The organism is Streptomyces sp. NPDC001604 (assembly GCF_042893475.1).
In the GTDB taxonomy this organism is placed as follows: Bacteria; Actinomycetota; Actinomycetes; order Streptomycetales; family Streptomycetaceae; genus Streptomyces.
Map to the genome: position 1 here is coordinate 218,875 of NZ_JBIAUY010000015.1, position 16,589 is coordinate 235,463.

A 16,589-nucleotide genomic window follows, 5' to 3' on the forward strand; every position below is an offset into this window, starting at 1 on the left:
ATGCCTCCCGTCTTCGCCCACGGCCGCCTCCGCCTCTACCTGCTGAAGCTCCTGGACGAGGCCCCGCGCCACGGCTACGAGGTGATCCGCCTCCTCGAGGAGCGCTTCCAGGGGCTGTACGCACCGTCGGCGGGCACCGTCTACCCCCGCCTGGCGAAGCTGGCGGCCGAGGGCCTGGTCACCCACACCACCGAGGGCGGCCGCAAGGTGTACGCGATCACGGACGCGGGCCGCGCCGAGCTGGCCGACCGCAGCGGCGAGCTGGCCGATCTGGAGCTGGAGATCCGCGAGTCGGTCGCGGAACTGGCCGCCGAGATCCGGGCCGATGTGCGCGGCGCGGCGGGCGATCTGCGGCGCGAGATGCGGGCCGCGGCCACGGAGGCCCGGCGCGGCACCGGCGACAAGGGGCGCGGCGAAGGGGACGGCTCCCTCGGTGACTTCGGGGAGTACGGCGACAAGGAGTCCTGGCGTGCCGCGAAGGAGGAGATGCGGCGCGTCAAGCAGGAGTGGAAGGAGCAGGCCCGGCGCGCCAAGGACGAGAGCCGCAGGGCCCGCGAGGAGGCCCAGCGTGCCCGGCGCCAGGCCAAGGAGGCACAGGAACAGGCCCGGGCCCAGGCCCAGGAGGAGCTGCAGCGCATCGCCAGGCGGGTGCAGGAGCAGGTGCAGGACCACTTCGCGCGGGGCGACTGGCCGACGGGGGTGCGGGAGGGCCTGACCGAACTGGCCAAGGAGTTCGGGGACTTCGGGAAGGACTTCGGCAGGGAGTTCGGAAAGGACCTCGGGTTCGGACGGGCCGGCACCGCGGCACCGCGGCCGGAGTACTCGCACACCAAGGAGGACTTCCCCGCGGAGTACGAACCGTCGTGGGCGCACGAGGCCACCACCGGAGACCCGTCCCGCGACCTCGACCGCCTGCTGGACCGCTTCCGGGACGACATCCGTGATGCGGCCCGGGACCACGGTGTCACGGACGAACAGCTCCGCGACGCCCGCCGCCATCTGTCGACGGCGGCGGCACACATCGGAGCGATACTGCGCGCACCGAGGGTGTAGCGGGCCGGCGGGCCGCTTACCGCGGAGGCGGAGGCGAAGGCGAGGGCAGTCGTCAGGTGCACTGCCAGAGGAAGCGGCCCTCCTTGCCGTCCGGGGAGGCGAAGGCGTAACCGACGCCTGCGTCACCGAAGTTGACGTCGAAGGGCAGCTTCCCGGAGTCGAGCTGGACCACCAGTTGCCATCCGTCGCCGGGCGTCTCGTCGCCCTGGAGCCAGTGCGGTTCGACACCGGGCCCGCCGAGGAACTGCCAGGGCCTGCGGTCCTCTTCCTCGTCGGAGGGCTCACCGGAGTGCTCACCGGAGTCGATGTGCCGCGGCAGATGGTCGGCCCCCGCGCTCGGCCCCTCGGCCCGTTGCTCGACGGTCACGAAGTCCGGGACGTGGCCGCCGGGTTGGATCACCAGGGCGTTCTCCCCGCCCTCCGGCTCCCAGGTGCCGTCGACGTACTCCCCCTCGTCCCCGGTCATGAACAGACAGGCGAGCCGGCCGCCCTCCAGGGCGAACTGGCCCAGGAACTCCATGGGCCGGCCCGTCCGGCGCGACAGCGGCCACTGGGGCTCCTCCAGCCACACGGGCTGCCCGCCCACCTTGGTCACCGCCTCACGCACGGCCCCGTCCGCAGGGACGAACACGAGCGGCACGGGCTCGGACACGGTCATGAAAGCTCCTTCGAAGGACCAGGCCAACCTCGGCAGGCCCCACCCTAGGACCCACCACTGACCCCTCCGGCCCAGCACAACCGCCTGCCGACCCCGTCACGTGCGCCCGGTCACCCGGCCTTCGCCTCACCGCCCCCGCCGAACAGCACCCGCATCAGCGACTCGTATGTCACCCCGCGGTCGGCGAGGATCTCGGCGGGGATGCCGGGACGGGCGGTCAGCGCCAGGAGGATGTGCTCGTCGCCGATGTGCCGGTCGCCGTGGGCGACGGCGGTGCGCAGCGACGTCTCGAGGATCTGCTTGGCGCCCCGGCCGAAGCTGCGGCGCCCCGACCACCAGCCCTTGTCCCTGCGGTCACCGGACATCGCGCCGACGCCGTGCACCGCCTCGACACGGGCGACGATCTCCGACACGTCGATCCCCAGCCCGGCGAGAGCGTCGGCCTCGGAACGGGACAGCCCGGCCCGCCGACGGGACTCGGCCACCGCCTCCCGTATCGACTCCTTGCGTTCAACGGTCACCCCGAGGGAGGTGAACGCGAACGAGGCGCGACTGCCCTCGCGTTCGAGCAGCGCGAGCAGTATGTGCTCGGCCTCGACGGACGACGCCTCTGCGCGTTCCGCTTGCTCGACCGCCGCCTGCACCACCCCACGGGCGTCTTTCGTGAACCGCTCGAACATCAATGCCTCCCGTACTTCTTGTGCACGGCCTGCCTGCTGACTCCGAGTTCCGCGGCGATCTCCTGCCACGACCAGCCCTGGTTGCGCGCACTGCGCACCTGCACCGCCTCCAGTTGCTCCAGCAGCCTGCGCAGTGCGGCGACGGCGCGCAGTCCGACCCGTGGATCGCGGTCGCCCGCGCGCTCGGCGAGATCCGTTGCTTCGGTCATGGCGTCAACCTACGTTGACATGCCGACCCTGTCAACCCTGGTTGACAAACGCCGACGGCCGGCCCGAAGCCGGGCCGGCCGTCATGCGCGCGGATACGAGACGTCAGTCGTTGGTGAGCACGATCTTCCCGAACTGCTCGCCGGAAGCCATCCGTTCGAAGCCCTCCCGCGCCCGGTCCATCGGCAGCATCTCGTCGATGACAGGACGTACCCCGGTGGCGGCACAGAAGGAGAGCAGGTCCTCCAGCTCGTCCTTGGTGCCCATCGTGGAGCCGACGACCTTGAGTTCGAGGAAGAAGATGCGGGTCAGTTCGGCGTGCGAGGGTCGGTCACCGCTCGTCGCGCCCGAGATGACCAGCGTGCCGCCCGGCCGCAGCGACTTCACCGAGTGCGACCAGGTGGCGGCGCCGACCGTCTCGATGACGGCGTCGACGCGCTGCGGCAGCCGCGCCCCCGACTCCAGCGCCTCGACGGCACCCAGTTCCACGGCCCGCTTCCGCTTGGCCTCGTCCCGGCTGGTGGCGAAGACCCGCAGTCCGGCCGCCTTCCCGAGCACGATCGCGGCCGTCGCGACCCCGCCGCCGGCGCCCTGCACGAGGACCGAATCGCCGGGCCGTACGCCCGCGTTGGTGAAGAGCATGCGGTACGCCGTCAGCCAGGCCGTCGGCAGACAGGCGGCCTCCGCGAAGGAGAGCTCCTTGGGCTTGGGCAGGATGTTCCAGGTCGGCACGGCGACCCGCTCGGCGAACGTGCCCTGGTAGTGCTCGGTGAGGATGGAACGGGGCTCCCTGGGGCCGACGCCGTGACCGCTCTGTCCGATCACGGAGTGCAGGACGACCTCGTTGCCGTCCTCGTCGACACCGGCGGCGTCGCAGCCGAGGATCATCGGCAGTTTGTCCTCGGACAGGCCCACACCCCTCAGGGACCAGAGGTCGTGGTGGTTGAGGGAGGCGGCCTTGACGTCGACGACACTCCAGCCGGGCCGGGCCTCAGGAGCGGGCCGGTCCCCCAACTCGAGGCCGTTCAGTGGCTGGTCACGGTCGATTCGGGCGGCGTAGACGGCGAACATGACCTTGACGATAGGCGGCCCACCGGCCCGGCGGAACCGCAGAGCCCTGTGACACACACCCTCTTGCACTACCGGCCCCCACCCGCACGCACCCGCCGACGGCGACCCCACCCACGGGAAAAGCCCAGCCCTCAAACCACCCGAACGGGTGGGCGGGGCAGAGAAATGGCCCCGCCCAGCCGGGCGGGGCCATCAAGGCCGACGGCACGTCAGCGCCGGGCAACACCCTCCGCACGGGCCGCCGCAGCGACAGCCGCCGTGACGGCCGGAGCCACCCGCTCGTCGAACGGCGACGGAATCACATAGTCCGCAGCAAGGTCGTCCCCGACGACCCCCGCCAGCGCCTCGGCCGCCGCGATCTTCATCCCCTCCGTGATCCGGGAGGCACGGACCTGCAGCGCACCCGCGAAGATGCCCGGGAACGCCAGCACGTTGTTGATCTGGTTCGGGAAGTCCGACCGCCCGGTGGCCACGACCGCCGCGTACTTGTGCGCGACGTCGGGGTGCACCTCGGGGTTCGGGTTGGCCATGGCGAACACGAACGCGCCCTCGGCCATCGAGGCGACGGCCTCCTCCGCGACCGTACCGCCGGAGACGCCGATGAAGACGTCCGCACCCTCCAGCGCCGCCTCCAGCGACCCGGTGATGCCGGCCTTGTTGGTGAAGGAGGCGAGCTCCCGCTTGACGTCCGTCAGGTCGTCCCGGTCCGCCGACACGATGCCCTTGCGGTCGGCCACCGCGACATCCCCGATACCGGCCTCGACCAGCATCTTGGCGATGGCGACACCGGCCGCACCGGCACCGGAGATGACGGCCCGCAGATCCCCGACGGCCCGCCCGCTCAGCCGCGCGGCGTTGCGCAGGGCCGCCAGCGTCACGACCGCCGTGCCGTGCTGGTCGTCATGGAAGACCGGAATGTCCAGCCGCTCCTGCAGCTTCCGCTCGATCTCGAAGCACCGCGGCGCCGAGATGTCCTCCAGGTTGACGCCGCCGAAGGACGGCGCGAGCCGCACCACGGTCTCGACGATCTCGTCGACGCCGGTGCAGTCGAGCGCGATCGGCACGGCGTCGACGCCGCCGAACTGCTTGAACAGAATCGCCTTGCCTTCCATCACCGGAAGGGAGGCCTCGGGGCCGATGTCCCCGAGTCCGAGCACGGCCGTGCCGTCGGTGACCACGGCCACGACGGACGACTTCCACGTGTAGTCGTGGACGAGTTCCGGCTGCTCGGCGATGGCGCTGCACACCTTCGCAACGCCGGGCGTGTACGCCAGGGACAGGTCGTCCTTGTCACGGACCGGCACGGTGGCCTGCACGGCCATCTTGCCACCGCGGTGCAGCGCGAACGCCGGATCGAAGGAATCGAGGGGCTCGGCCCCGCCGTCCTGATCCGTACTGCTGTCGCTGCGAGGATTGACGATCTCCGCTGCCACTTTGTTTTACCCCTTAAGTCTTCATTGGTTGAGGGTGGCCACTCCTGGTGAGGGGTGGGCGGGCACCGCGTCAGTCCCGGTCGGTGTTGCGTACGGGTCCTGCGCGACGGGCGCGCCGCACACGCGCCCTGAGCCCCGGATGAGGGGTGTAAAGAACCTTCTTACCGGACCACCGGGCCGAGGACGAGTCCAATAAGGGCAAGGTCACATCGCGGAACCCGAAGGTCACATCTCGGCCACAAGGTTCGTCCCGAAATATAGGCACTCGCCCTCGACGAAACCTCGACGGGCCCTGGACCGGCGGCCGAACAGTGATCAACGCCTCGGAGGTGCAGGTCCGCATCCCGAGATGCGTCGAAGATCTTCCGGCCGGAGGGCCGGATTCCCGCAGATGGTCCGGCCATGTTGTACCGGCCTGGTGCAGTTCGGGGGTCACCCGTTATCCGATTTTGACATGACGGGTCCCCTGAACGGCTTAGTCCGAATGGCAAGATGCCGTAAACCCACGAGGTCGCGACACCCGAAGGTGTGTGTTCCCGACCCATCGGCAACTGCACCCATCAGCCGGAGGAACCCAAGATGACCGCAGGCTCCACCCGTCGTACGGCCGCCGCACGCACCCGTCTGGCAGCGGTCGGTGCGACCGCGGTCGCAGGCGCCCTGATCCTCACCGGCTGCGGTGACCACACGGACAAGGGCAGCAGCGGCAGCAGCTCCGGCACATCCTCGGCTCCCCTCGCCTCCAAGCTCCCTGCCGACATCCGCAAGGCAGGCGTCATCAAGGTGGGCTCGGACATCGCCTACCCGCCGGTCGAGTTCGTCCAGAACGGCAACACCGTCGGTATCGACCCGGACATCGCGGACGCCCTCGGCAAGCAGCTCGGCGTGAAGTTCGAGTTCCAGAACGGCAAGTTCGACAACCTGATCGTGGGCCTGCAGGCCAACCGCTTCCAGGTGATCATGTCGGCGATGAGCGACACCAAGGACCGCCAGAACGGCATCAACTCCGACAACGGCCAGAAGGTCGGCAACGGGGTCGACTTCGTCGACTACTTCACCGCCGGTACCTCGATCCTGGTGCAGAAGGGCAACCCGAAGGGCATCAAGTCGCTCGACGACCTGTGCGGCAAGGTCGTGGCCCTGCAGAAGGGCACCACCTCCGAGGGCATCGCCAAGACGCAGAGCAAGAAGTGCACCAAGGACGGCAAGAAGGCCATCGACCTGCAGACCTTCGACACCGACCCCGAGGCGCTGCTCCGTCTGAAGCAGGGCGCCTCCGTCGCCGACCTGAACGACTTCCCGGTGGCGGCGTACAACGCGAAGACCTCCAGCGGCGGCAAGGACTTCGAGGTCACCGGCGACCAGATCGAGGCGGGTCCCTACGGCATCGCCGTCAGCAAGACCAACACGCAGCTGCGCGACGCCCTCCAGGCCGCGATGAGCGCGATCATCAAGAACGGCGACTACACCAAGATCCTGCAGAAGTGGAACGTCACGGACGGCGCGGTGACCGAAGCGAAGATCAACGGCGGCTCCTGAGCCACGCGCAGCACTGAAAGGCAGTCACCGTGACTGACATTCTCGACAAGGCTCCGGCGGCCGTGCCGCCGGAGCAGATCAAGGCCATCCCGGTGCGCCACTACGGGCGCTGGGTGGCCGGCGCCCTGGTCATCGCGGTCCTGGTGCTCATCGGCATCGCCTTCTCCAACGCCAAGATCAACTACAGCATCATCCCGGACTACCTGTTCGACCAGGGCATCGTGAGCGGTGCCTGGACGACGCTGTACATATCCGTGCTGGCGATGGTGCTGGGTGTCGCCCTCGGCATCGTCCTCGCCGTGATGCGGCTGTCCTCGAACCCGGTCACCAGCACCGTGGCCTGGTTCTACATCTGGTTCTTCCGCGGCACCCCGGTGCTGGTGCAGCTGCTGCTCTGGTACAACATCTCGCTCGTCTTCCCCATCCTGAACCTGGGGTTCTACAAGGACGAGATGAACCAGGTGATGACGCCGGTCCTGACGGCCCTGCTGGGGCTCGGCCTGAACGAGGCCGCGTACATGTCGGAGATCGTCCGGGCCGGCATCCAGTCGGTCGACGAGGGTCAGACGGAGGCCTCGCACGCCCTGGGCATGACCCACGGCCAGACGCTGCGGCGTGTGATCCTCCCGCAGGCCATGCGGGTCATCGTGCCGCCGACCGGCAACGAGTACATCAACATGCTGAAGACCTCGTCGCTGGCGTACGCGGTGCAGCTCCCCGAGCTGATCAAGAAGGCCACGGACATCTCCAGCACCTCGCTGGCGGTCGTGGAGATGTACTTCGTGGCCTGCATCTGGTACCTGTTCCTGACCACGATCTTCAGCATCGTGCAGTACTACGTCGAACGCCGTTACGCCCGCGGTTCGACCCGCAACCTGCCGGCGACTCCGTTGCAGAAGGTCAGAGCCAACTTGACCAAGATGAACATGCTCTCCCTCTCCAACTGGCGGCGGTAACCCATGAACCCAATGGTGAAGGCCGAGGGCGTGCACAAGTCCTTCGGTCTCGCGCACATCCTCAAGGGCATCGACCTGGAGGTGAACCCGCGCGAGGTGTTCTGCCTGATCGGCCCGTCCGGTTCCGGCAAGTCCACGTTCCTGCGGTGCATCAACCACCTGGAGAAGATCAGCGCCGGCCGGCTGTACGTCGACGGTCAGCTGGTCGGCTACCGGCAGAACGGCGACAAGCTCTACGAGCTGAAGGAGAAGGAGGTCGCCGCGCAGCGACGGGACATCGGCATGGTGTTCCAGCGCTTCAACCTCTTCCCGCACATGACGGCGCTGGAGAACGTCATGGAGGCTCCGGTCCAGGTCAAGCGCGAGTCGAAGGCGGTCGCCCGGGAGCGCGCGGCGCGGCTGCTGGACCGTGTGGGCCTCGGCGACAAGACCGGCCACTACCCCTCCCAGCTCTCCGGCGGTCAGCAGCAGCGCGTCGCCATCGCCCGGGCGCTGGCGATGGAGCCCAAGCTGATGCTCTTCGACGAGCCGACCTCGGCCCTCGACCCGGAGCTGGTCGGCGAGGTCCTGGACGTGATGCGGGACCTCGCGGAGGACGGCATGACCATGATCGTCGTCACCCACGAGATGGGCTTCGCCCGTGAGGTCGGTGACTCGCTCGTCTTCATGGACGACGGCGTGGTGGTCGAGTCCGGCCACCCGCGCGAGGTGCTGACGAACCCGCAGCACGAGCGCACGAAGTCGTTCCTGTCGAAGGTGCTGTAGCGGTACGACGGGAAAGGGGCGGTACGGGCATCCCGTACCGCCCCTTCTCAGTTCCGGCCCGCCGACGTCACTTCAGCGCCAGCAGCAATGTGTCCGCCGGCGAACACCACACCGCGCGGGCCTCCGCGAAGCCCTTCTCGCGCAGCACGCGCGCGTGCCACTGCGGCGAGGGCATGTCGCCGTCCGCGTGATCGCCGTAGATCTCGAAGCGGCGGGCGGTCGGGCCGGCGAGCGCGGGATCCTCGGCGGCGAGCTGCCACCACTGGGCCCAGTCCAGGGCTCCGTCCCGCGTGGCCTGATCCATGCGGGCGTGGCGCAGGGCGCGCTCGGCCGCGTTGATCCGGGGCGTGGTCTCGTCGATCATGTGGTCGGCGTTCATGAAGACGCCGCCGTGGCGGACCAGCCCGGCGATCCGGCCGTACAGGGCCGCGAGGGGGGCGCTGTGCAGCCAGTGGAGGGCGGTGGCGGTGAGCACCGCGTCGTACGTCTCGTACGGCAGCCGCGTCGGCCAGTCGGGGTCCTTGAGGTCGGCCTCGACGAAGGTGACCCGGTCGTCGCCCTCGAAGGTGCCGCGGGCGATGGCGAGGAGCGCGGGGTCGAGGTCGATGCCGGTGCTGGTGGCGCCCGGGAAGCGGGCGAGCAGCCGGGCCGTGATGCTGCCGGTGCCGCAGGCGAGGTCGAGGACGCGCGGCTCGGTCCCGACGCAGGCCTCGACCATGTCGAGCATGATGCGGAACCGCTCCTCGCGGTCTGGCATGTACCACTCCTGCTGGCGGTCCCAGCTCTCCTGCCAGGCCTGCCAGTCGGTCCCCGTCGTACCGGTTCCGGTTGCCGTGGTTCCCGTCATGGAATCCCTCTCCCCTCACCCGCGTAATACCCTGGAAGTACAGGCAGTCGTTACCTCTTCGCACCCACGACCATAGAGCCCCTCCGTAAGGACCACAAGTGGAACTGGCCTATTACTCGGACTACGCCGTACGACTCGTCAACAGCGAGGAACCGGCCCGGGGCAAGGACGACCTGACCTCCGTCGAGGCCGTTCGTGACCTGTTCGGCGGCAACGCCTCGGCGGCCCGCCGCGCCACCGACGCCGACGTCACCCGCTTCCGCTCGGTCAGGGCGCGGCTGCGCGCGGTCTTCGAGGCCGCCGACAAGGACGACGAGACGCTCGCGGTGGACCTGCTGAACTCACTCCTGCTGGAGTTCCCGGTCAGCCCGCAGATCTCGGGCCACGACTTCCGGGACGAGGACGGCCGCCCGCTGTGGCACATGCACCTGGCCGACCACCCCTCGAACGCGACCGCCGGCTACGCGGCCATCGCGGCGATGGGCCTGGCCTTCCACCTCACGGAGTACGGCGTCGACCGGCTGGGCCTGTGCGAGGCGGCGCCGTGCCGCAACGCCTATCTGGACACCTCCACCAACCGCTCCCGGCGCTACTGCTCCGACCGCTGCGCGACCCGGGCCAACGTGGCCGCCTACCGCGCCCGCAAACGCCTGGAGGCCGACCGGTCCGACAGCACGGGCCTCGCGGCCGACAGCACCCAGCGCGCCAGCGCGAACGGCGAGCGCTGATCCGCCCTCAGCGGCCGGTACCGAAAGCGCACCTTGCCGAGGACCAGGTCCTCCGGGACGGTCCCGTAGTCCGTGCTGTCGCCGCCCGCGTAGGCGTTGTCGCCGAGCACCCACCAGCCACCGTCGCGCCGCTCGGCGGCCCGCTTCACGACCAGCAGGTCCTGCTGGAACGGATGCCGCAGCACGACCACGTCTCCTGGCCTGATCCGGGCGCCGTACTGCACCACGAGCCGGTCCCCGTGGTGGAGCGTGGGCACCATGGACGGACCGGTCACCTCTGCCGCCCCGAAGGGCAGCAGCGCCCGCCCGCGCTCGATCTCCTGCGACAGCTCCGGCATGCCCGGCACCTCCCCGGTACGTTCCTCCACCAGTCTCAGTCTGACCCCGGACTTTTGTCCTAAGCCCATGGGGGCACTCGCGAAAACCCGTCTCGCAGGGAGTAATGTCCCACCTGAGAAGACGATCACGAGGAAGGAATGCTCCATGCTTTCCCGCCTGTTTGCCCCCAAGGTCAAGGTCAGCGCACACTGCGACCTGCCCTGCGGTGTGTACGACCCGGCCCAGGCCCGCATCGAGGCGGAGTCGGTCAAGGCCATCCAGGAAAAGATTGCCGGTAACGACGACCCGCACTTCCAGGCTCGCGCCACCGTCATCAAGGAGCAGCGCGCCGAGCTCGCGAAGCACCACGTCTCCGTGCTCTGGAGCGACTACTTCAAGCCCCCGCACTTCGAGAAGTACCCGGAGCTGCACCAGCTGGTCAACGACACCCTGAAGGCCCTCTCGGCCGCCAAGGGCTCGACCGACCCGGCCACGGGCCAGAAGGCTCTGGACTACATCGCCCAGATCGACAAGATCTTCTGGGAGACCAAGAAGGCCTGACGAACGACCCGTTCGCGTGGACCCGCGATCGGTGCACCATCGCAGGTCCACGGGCGTTCCGAAGGGCCCGGCCGGGAACCGGCCGGGCCCTTCGGCTGGATGCCGCTCCGGCAGCCGATCTCGAACGCCCGCTGCCGGTCGATGTGGTCCGCGAGGAGGGCGCGGGCGCGCCCGACGGTCGCGGCGAACGGCACGTCGCGCCGGTCCGCCCACGCCCGGTACGAGGCCATGTGGGCGACGACCGGCCCGGGGTCGCGGAAGGTGCCGAGGACGTCGCCGGCGGCTACCGACCCCCTGCCGGCCCCCCGTCGTCGTCCTCCCCCACCTCCAGCAGACCCGCCGCCGCCCCCACGATCCGCGGATCGGGACGGCCGACGACCTCCTCGTCCTTGCCGGTGTAGTCGAAGCGGGCGAGCACGCTGCGCATGGCCTCGACGCGGGCCCGTTTCTTGTCGTTGCTCTTGACCACCGTCCAGGGCGCGTGCTCCGTGTCCGTCTCGCGGAACATGGCGACCTTCGCGGCGGTGTAGTCGTCCCAGCGGTCCAGGGAGGCCAGGTCCATGGGGCTGAGCTTCCACTGCCGTACGGGGTCGACCTGACGGATGGTGAAGCGGGTGCGCTGTTCGCCCTGGGAGACCGAGAACCAGAACTTGATCAGGTCGACGCCGTCGTCCACGAGCATCCGCTCGAACGCGGGCGCCTGGCGCATGAAGCGCCGGTACTCGTCGTCCGAGCAGAAGCCCATCACCCGCTCGACGCCCGCCCGGTTGTACCAGGAGCGGTCGAACAGCACGATCTCGCCCGCGGTCGGCAGGTGTTCGACGTAGCGCTGGAAGTACCACTGCCCGCGCTCGCGTTCGGTCGGCTTCTCCAGCGCCACCACCCGGGCGCCGCGCGGGTTGAGGTGCTCGGTGAACCGTTTGATGGTGCCGCCCTTGCCGGCCGCGTCCCGTCCCTCGAAGACGATGACGAGCCGGCGCCCGGTCTCCTTGATCCAGCTCTGCAGCTTCAGCAGTTCGATCTGCTGCAGCCGCTTGTGCCAGTCGTACTCCTTGCGCTCCATGCGGTGCCCGTACGGGTAGTTCTCCCGCCAGGTGTCGATCGGGCTGCCGTCCGGGCGGATGAGCACCGGGTCGTCGGGGTCGGTGTAGTCGACCTTCAGGTCGGCCGACAGGGGTGGCGTCGTCATCCCGATGTCCTTCCGGAATCTCAGTGGAACTGCGGCACGATCAGATAGATCCCGTACGCCACCACCGCCGCGCAGGCGAGGAAGCACAGGCCGGCCTGGGCGAGGCCGAGGGACGAGGTCCCGCCGCCGTCCTCGCGTGCCCCTTCGAAGCGGGCGAGGCCGAGGACGCCGAGGGCGAAGACGACGACCACGGCGACGGTGACGCCGATGCTCACCGCGGTGACCTGGCCGAGTGCACTCCAGTCGAGTGTCATGCTGCGAACTCCCCGTGTTTCAGGCGGCCGTACCGACGCGGGCCGGCGATTCGGTGCGGATGGTGACTTCGTGGGTGTCGTTGACGTTGCTCGCGTGCACCGGGTTGCGGCGCGAGACGAGGACGATGCCGCCGGCCACGGCGACGCCGACCAGGGCGACGACGACCGTGCCGAAGTTGCCGCCGTGCTTGACCACGCTCGCCGAGACCCCGCCGACCAGCGCCGCCGAGGGCAGCGTGATCAGCCAGGCGGCGACCATGCGTCCCGCGACGCCCCAGCGGACCTCCGCGAGGCGCCGGCCGAGGCCCGCGCCGAGGATGGAGCCCGAGGCGACCTGGGTGGTGGACAGGGCGAAGCCGAGGTGGGCGGAGGTGAGGATGACGGTCGTGGAGGCCGTCTCGGCGGCGAAACCCTGCGGGGACTGGATCTCGGTCAGGCCCTTGCCCATGGTGCGGATGATCCGCCAGCCGCCCAGGTAGGTGCCGAGGCCGATGGCGAGACCGGCGGAGGCGATCACCCAGACCGGCGGGCCGGCGTCGTGGCCGAGGGCGCCCGCGGAGATCAGGGTCAGCGTGATGATGCCCATGGTCTTCTGCGCGTCGTTGGTGCCGTGGGCGAGCGAGACCAGCGAGGCCGAGGCGATCTGGCCGATGCGGAAGCCCTTGGTGACGGAGTCCTTGCGGCCGCGGGCGGTGAGCTTGTAGGCGAGGTAGGTGGCGATCAGGGCCGCGACGCCCGCCACGACCGGCGAGGCCACTGCCGGGATGAGCACCTTCTCGACAACCTTGTCGAAGTGCACGCCGTGGGATCCCGCGCCGACCCACACGGCGCCGATCAGCCCGCCGAACAGGGCGTGCGAGGAACTGGACGGCAGCCCGACCAGCCAGGTCAGCAGATTCCACAGGATCGCCCCGACCAGCCCGGCGAAGATCATTCCCGGACTGACGAGGGTGTCGTCGACGATTCCCCCGGAGATCGTCTTCGCGACCTCCGTCGACAGGAAGGCTCCGACGATGTTGAGGACTCCGCTCACGAGCACCGCTGTTCTCGGCTTGAGCGCGCCGGTGGCGATGGAGGTGGCCATCGCGTTGGCGGTGTCGTGGAATCCGTTGGTGAAGTCGAAGGCCAGGGCCGTGACGATGACTACCGCCACGAGGAACGTGATGTGGTCCATCCCCTTAGGGGAACAAGCGCTTTCATACGGCAGGCGAACTGAAGGCAAAGCCCATGCCAGAACCCGGCACCCGGCCGGTGAGGGTCGTGCGATGCTGACGTGGTGAACCGTGAGGATCTGGTACGCCTGCGACAGGCCCGCGACCGTATGGACCGGGAGTACGCCGAGCCCCTCGACGTGGCCGCCCTCGCGGGCACCGCACTGATGTCTCCGGGGCACTTCCAGCGCAGCTTCCGCGAGGCGTACGGCGAGACCCCGTACGGCTATCTCATGACGCGCCGCATCGAGCGTGCCAAGACCCTGCTGCGGCGCGGCGACCTCACCGTCACGGAGGTCTGCATGGCGGTGGGCTGTACCTCGCTGGGCTCCTTCAGCGCCCGTTTCACCGAACTGGTGGGCGAGACGCCGAGCTCCTACCGGGCCCGCTCGCACGAGGAGAGCGCGGAGATCCCGCCGTGCGTGGTGCGTGCGTACACGCGTCCCAGAAGGACGTGACACCGGTACCGACCTTAGGTTGGCCCCATGGACCTGAAACTGCACACCTGTTTCATCGCCGTCGACGACCACGACAAGGCGATCGCCTTCTACTGCGACGTCCTGGGCCTGGAGATCCGCAACGACGTCAAGTACGAGGGGATGCGGTGGACGACCGTGGGGTCGCCGCTGCAGCCGGACGTGTCGATCGTCCTGGAGCCGCCCGCGGCCAACCCCGACCTCTCCCCCGCCGACCGTGACGCGATGGAGCAGCTGCTGGCCAAGGGCGTGCTGCGCGGGGTCAACTTCACCACCGAGGACTGCGACGCCCTCTTCGCCCGCGTCCAGGAGTCCGGCGCCGAGGTGCTCCAGGAGCCGACGGACATGCCGTACGGGGTCCGGGACTGCGCGTTCCGGGATCCGGCGGGGAACATGCTGCGGTTCATGGAGCGGAAGAAGGGATGAGCCGACAGACCTTGTGGACCTACGCCTTCATAGACCGGCCGATCGAGTCCTTCACAGCCGCCTGCGAGTTCTGGACGGCCGTCACGGGTACCCGCCTCTCCGAACTCCGCGGCGAGCAGAAGGAGTTCACAACCCTTCTGCACGACGGGGCCGACGCATGCGTCAAGGTGCAAGGGGTCACCTCGGGTCCCGGCGGTGCGCATCTGGACTTCCCGGTGGCCGACGAACGGGAGTTCATGCGCTCTGCGGTGGCTCTCGGGGCTGAGGTGGTCGCCGATCACGGGACGTGGGCGGTGCTGCGGTCGCCCGCGGGCCAGCAGCTGTGCACCATGTCCTGGCGCACGGAGGCGACACGCCCGCCCGTCGTGCGGGGCAGCCGCCTCGACCAGGTCTGCATCGACGTCGCGCCTTCCGCGTACGAGACCGAAGTCACTTTCTGGAGTGCCCTGTTGCCCGAGTGGCAGTCCCGGCCGGGCTCGCTCCCCGAGTTCCATGTGCTCGCGCCGCCGGCGGGCCTCCCGATCCGCATCCTCCTCCAGCGCCTCGGCGAGGACCGCCCCACCACCGCCCACCTGGACCTGGCCTGCACGGACATCGAGGCGACCCGCACCGCCCACGAACGCCTCGGCGCGAGGCCGGTCACCCGCGGCACCCACTGGACGGTGATGCGGGATCCGACGGGCGGCACGTACTGCCTCACGGGGCGGGATCCGGAGACGGGCGGGTTGCCTGCGCGGGAGGGCCGGGGCGCTCAGGGCCAGGCGTAGACGCACGCAGCGGCCGTGGCCCCGTCCTCGTGCGGGCACTCGGTGGCCTTCAGCAGCGGGGCGGCGGGCTCCTCGGAGGGGTCTGCCTGTTCCCAGCCGACCGGTGGTGGCGGTTCCGCGGAGTCCTGCAGCCACAGGGTGAGCCCTCCTGCGACGGCCACGGCGATCGCCCACACCGCCACGGCCCACCGCCACGCACGGCGGCGCGATTCCCCCAACTCGCTTGTCATGGGTTCACGTTACGGCCTCAACCGTGCGGCCCGCCCCTGCAGATAGCGCTGTTCGGGCAGGCTCAGCGTCCCGGCGGCCGCCGACTCGTAGGCGGCGCGGGCCTCCTCGTACGCCCCGGCGCGCTCCAGGAGATGGCCGCGGACCGCGTCGAGGCGGTGGCCCGAGCCGGGTTCCAGCAGGTCGAGTTCGGCGAGCCCGGCCTCCGGGCCGTGCACCATGGCGACGGCCACGGCGCGGTTGAGGCGTTCGACGGGGCCCGGGACCAGGCGGACCAGCACCTCGTACAGACCGAGGATCTCCTGCCAGTCGGTCGCCTCCGCGGACGGCGCCTCGTCGTGTACGGCGGCGATGGCCGCGCGCACCTGGTACGGGCCGGCGCAGCCCCGGGACAGCGCCCGGGTGACCAGGGCGACGCCCTCCTCGATCGCGGCCTTGTCCCAGCGGGTGCGGTCCTGTTCGTCGAGGGAGACGAGCTCGCCGTGCGGCCCGGTGCGGGCGTCGCGGCGCGCGTCGGTGAGCAGCATCAGGGCCAGCAGGCCGGCCACCTCGCCGTCGTCGGGCAGCAGGCGGTGGACGGTACGGGCCAGCCGGATCGCCTCGCCGGCCAGTTCGCGGCGCTGCAGGGCCGCTCCGGAGGTCGCCGTGTAGCCCTCGTTGAAGACCAGGTAGAGCGTGTGCAGAACGGCGGGCAGACGCTGCTCCCAGTGGTCCGGCCGGCTGAAGCGCACGCCGCGCACCTTCTGCTTGGCCCGGCTGATCCGCTGCCCCATCGTCGCCTCGGGCACCAGATACGCACGGGCGATCTCCGCCGTCGTCAGACCGCCGACCGCCCGCAGGGTGAGCGCGATCTGGGCGGGCGGGGTGAGGTCCGGGTGGCAGCACAGGAACAGCAGCGTGAGGGTGTCGTCCTCGCGGGGCGCCCGGTCGGGCCCGGTCGCGAGGCGCGAGGTCAGGGCCGCCGCCTTCTCTTCTCGCGCCCGCCGCGCCTCCTCCGAGCGCAGCGTGTCCGTCAGCCGCCGCGAGGCCACCTTGATCAGCCAGCCGCGCGGGTTGTCCGGCACGCCCGCCGAGGGCCACTGCCCGGCCGCGGCGAGGAGCGCCTCCTGTACGGCGTCCTCGGCGGCGTCGAAGTGCCCGTACCGCCTGACCAGCGCGCCGAGGACCTGCGGCGCACACAGGCGCAGCAGGTCCTCGGCCTCGATGGTCGTGCCCATGGGAT

The 16,589-nt window shown here is 69.9% G+C and carries 21 protein-coding genes; 9 read left to right on the forward strand and 12 right to left on the reverse strand.

The window, feature by feature from the left end:
• On the forward strand, positions 1–1,053 hold the full coding sequence (locus ACFY1E_RS33635) for a PadR family transcriptional regulator (RefSeq protein ID WP_389082716.1): 1,053 nt from the start codon (positions 1–3) through the stop codon (positions 1,051–1,053).
• A gap of 52 nt (positions 1,054–1,105) precedes the next feature.
• On the opposite strand, the gene ACFY1E_RS33640 is transcribed toward ACFY1E_RS33635, so the two are convergent.
• The 5 genes from ACFY1E_RS33640 to ACFY1E_RS33660 form a co-directional block, all read right to left on the reverse strand.
• Entirely contained in the window at positions 1,106–1,711 is a 606-nt protein-coding gene (locus ACFY1E_RS33640) for a hypothetical protein (protein WP_389082719.1), read from the reverse strand.
• A gap of 110 nt (positions 1,712–1,821) precedes the next feature.
• A complete protein-coding gene (locus ACFY1E_RS33645) occupies positions 1,822–2,391 on the reverse strand; it encodes a Clp protease N-terminal domain-containing protein (protein ID WP_389082721.1) in 570 nt (189 codons plus the stop codon).
• Positions 2,391–2,600: a helix-turn-helix domain-containing protein gene (locus ACFY1E_RS33650; protein ID WP_016437953.1), complete on the reverse strand. Its 210-nt coding sequence runs from the start codon at positions 2,598–2,600 to the stop codon at positions 2,391–2,393. Before ACFY1E_RS33650 ends, ACFY1E_RS33645 begins: the two co-directional genes overlap by 1 nt.
• 103 nt (positions 2,601–2,703) lie before the next feature.
• A complete protein-coding gene (locus tag ACFY1E_RS33655; RefSeq protein ID WP_389082724.1) occupies positions 2,704–3,669 on the reverse strand; it encodes a zinc-binding dehydrogenase in 966 nt (321 codons plus the stop codon).
• Between the two features lie 209 nt (positions 3,670–3,878).
• Positions 3,879–5,102 (reverse strand): NADP-dependent malic enzyme, encoded by a 1,224-nt coding sequence (locus tag ACFY1E_RS33660; protein ID WP_389082726.1) that lies wholly within the window; start codon positions 5,100–5,102, stop codon positions 3,879–3,881.
• Between the two features lie 579 nt (positions 5,103–5,681).
• Here ACFY1E_RS33660 and ACFY1E_RS33665 point away from each other — a divergent pair.
• Genes ACFY1E_RS33665 through ACFY1E_RS33675 form a run of 3 tightly spaced genes read left to right on the forward strand, consistent with a single transcriptional unit; the run spans position 5,682 to position 8,362 of the window.
• Complete coding sequence (locus tag ACFY1E_RS33665; protein ID WP_389082728.1) at positions 5,682–6,641, forward strand: ABC transporter substrate-binding protein; 960 nt, start codon at positions 5,682–5,684, stop codon at positions 6,639–6,641.
• Positions 6,642–6,670: 29 nt separating this feature from the next.
• Positions 6,671–7,597: an amino acid ABC transporter permease gene (locus ACFY1E_RS33670; RefSeq protein WP_389082730.1), complete on the forward strand. Its 927-nt coding sequence runs from the start codon at positions 6,671–6,673 to the stop codon at positions 7,595–7,597.
• Positions 7,598–7,600: 3 nt separating this feature from the next.
• Complete coding sequence (locus ACFY1E_RS33675) at positions 7,601–8,362, forward strand: amino acid ABC transporter ATP-binding protein (RefSeq protein ID WP_389082733.1); 762 nt, start codon at positions 7,601–7,603, stop codon at positions 8,360–8,362.
• A gap of 67 nt (positions 8,363–8,429) precedes the next feature.
• Here the strand turns inward: ACFY1E_RS33675 and ACFY1E_RS33680 are convergent, their stop codons facing one another.
• The gene (locus ACFY1E_RS33680) at positions 8,430–9,209 is read right to left on the reverse strand and encodes a class I SAM-dependent methyltransferase (RefSeq protein WP_389082735.1); all 780 of its coding nucleotides are present in this window, start codon (positions 9,207–9,209) and stop codon (positions 8,430–8,432) included.
• Between the two features lie 98 nt (positions 9,210–9,307).
• On the opposite strand from ACFY1E_RS33680, the gene ACFY1E_RS33685 reads away from it, so the two are divergent.
• On the forward strand, positions 9,308–9,937 hold the full coding sequence (locus tag ACFY1E_RS33685; protein WP_389082737.1) for a CGNR zinc finger domain-containing protein: 630 nt from the start codon (positions 9,308–9,310) through the stop codon (positions 9,935–9,937).
• Here the strand turns inward: ACFY1E_RS33685 and sodX are convergent.
• Complete coding sequence (gene sodX / locus ACFY1E_RS33690; protein ID WP_389082830.1) at positions 9,841–10,275, reverse strand: nickel-type superoxide dismutase maturation protease; 435 nt, start codon at positions 10,273–10,275, stop codon at positions 9,841–9,843. The genes ACFY1E_RS33685 and sodX overlap by 97 nt on opposite strands.
• Positions 10,276–10,420: 145 nt before the next feature.
• Here sodX and sodN point away from each other — a divergent pair, with 145 nt between their 5' ends.
• Positions 10,421–10,816 carry a superoxide dismutase, Ni gene (gene sodN / locus ACFY1E_RS33695; RefSeq protein WP_115905969.1) on the forward strand — a complete coding sequence of 132 codons (396 nt, stop codon included), beginning with the start codon at positions 10,421–10,423 and terminating at the stop codon, positions 10,814–10,816.
• A gap of 283 nt (positions 10,817–11,099) precedes the next feature.
• Here sodN and ppk2 read toward each other — a convergent pair whose 3' ends face one another.
• From ppk2 to ACFY1E_RS33710, 3 genes are read right to left on the reverse strand one after another with little or no spacing between them, the layout of a single operon-like run.
• Positions 11,100–12,005 (reverse strand): polyphosphate kinase 2, encoded by a 906-nt coding sequence (ppk2, locus tag ACFY1E_RS33700; protein WP_389082740.1) that lies wholly within the window; start codon positions 12,003–12,005, stop codon positions 11,100–11,102.
• Positions 12,006–12,025: 20 nt separating this feature from the next.
• Positions 12,026–12,259 carry a hypothetical protein gene (locus ACFY1E_RS33705; protein WP_232647941.1) on the reverse strand — a complete coding sequence of 78 codons (234 nt, stop codon included), beginning with the start codon at positions 12,257–12,259 and terminating at the stop codon, positions 12,026–12,028.
• A gap of 19 nt (positions 12,260–12,278) precedes the next feature.
• Positions 12,279–13,433, reverse strand: coding sequence for an anion permease (locus ACFY1E_RS33710; RefSeq protein WP_389082744.1), 1,155 nt, complete (start codon positions 13,431–13,433; stop codon positions 12,279–12,281).
• A 102-nt stretch (positions 13,434–13,535) separates the two neighbouring features.
• Between ACFY1E_RS33710 and ACFY1E_RS33715 the strand changes: the two genes are divergently transcribed.
• Genes ACFY1E_RS33715 through ACFY1E_RS33725 form a run of 3 tightly spaced genes read left to right on the forward strand, consistent with a single transcriptional unit; the run spans position 13,536 to position 15,139 of the window.
• Positions 13,536–13,928, forward strand: coding sequence for a helix-turn-helix transcriptional regulator (locus tag ACFY1E_RS33715; protein WP_115913281.1), 393 nt, complete (start codon positions 13,536–13,538; stop codon positions 13,926–13,928).
• A 27-nt stretch (positions 13,929–13,955) separates the two neighbouring features.
• Positions 13,956–14,372, forward strand: coding sequence for a VOC family protein (locus ACFY1E_RS33720; RefSeq protein ID WP_389082746.1), 417 nt, complete (start codon positions 13,956–13,958; stop codon positions 14,370–14,372).
• Positions 14,369–15,139 carry a VOC family protein gene (locus tag ACFY1E_RS33725; protein WP_389082749.1) on the forward strand — a complete coding sequence of 257 codons (771 nt, stop codon included), beginning with the start codon at positions 14,369–14,371 and terminating at the stop codon, positions 15,137–15,139. Before ACFY1E_RS33720 ends, ACFY1E_RS33725 begins: the two co-directional genes overlap by 4 nt.
• Here ACFY1E_RS33725 and ACFY1E_RS33730 read toward each other — a convergent pair.
• Both ACFY1E_RS33730 and ACFY1E_RS33735 read right to left on the reverse strand, forming a co-directional pair.
• Complete coding sequence (locus ACFY1E_RS33730) at positions 15,124–15,369, reverse strand: hypothetical protein (RefSeq protein WP_389082751.1); 246 nt, start codon at positions 15,367–15,369, stop codon at positions 15,124–15,126. The genes ACFY1E_RS33725 and ACFY1E_RS33730 overlap by 16 nt on opposite strands.
• Before the next feature lie 9 nt (positions 15,370–15,378).
• Positions 15,379–16,584: an RNA polymerase sigma factor gene (locus ACFY1E_RS33735; protein ID WP_389082754.1), complete on the reverse strand. Its 1,206-nt coding sequence runs from the start codon at positions 16,582–16,584 to the stop codon at positions 15,379–15,381.
• Between the last annotated feature and the right edge of the window lie 5 nt (positions 16,585–16,589).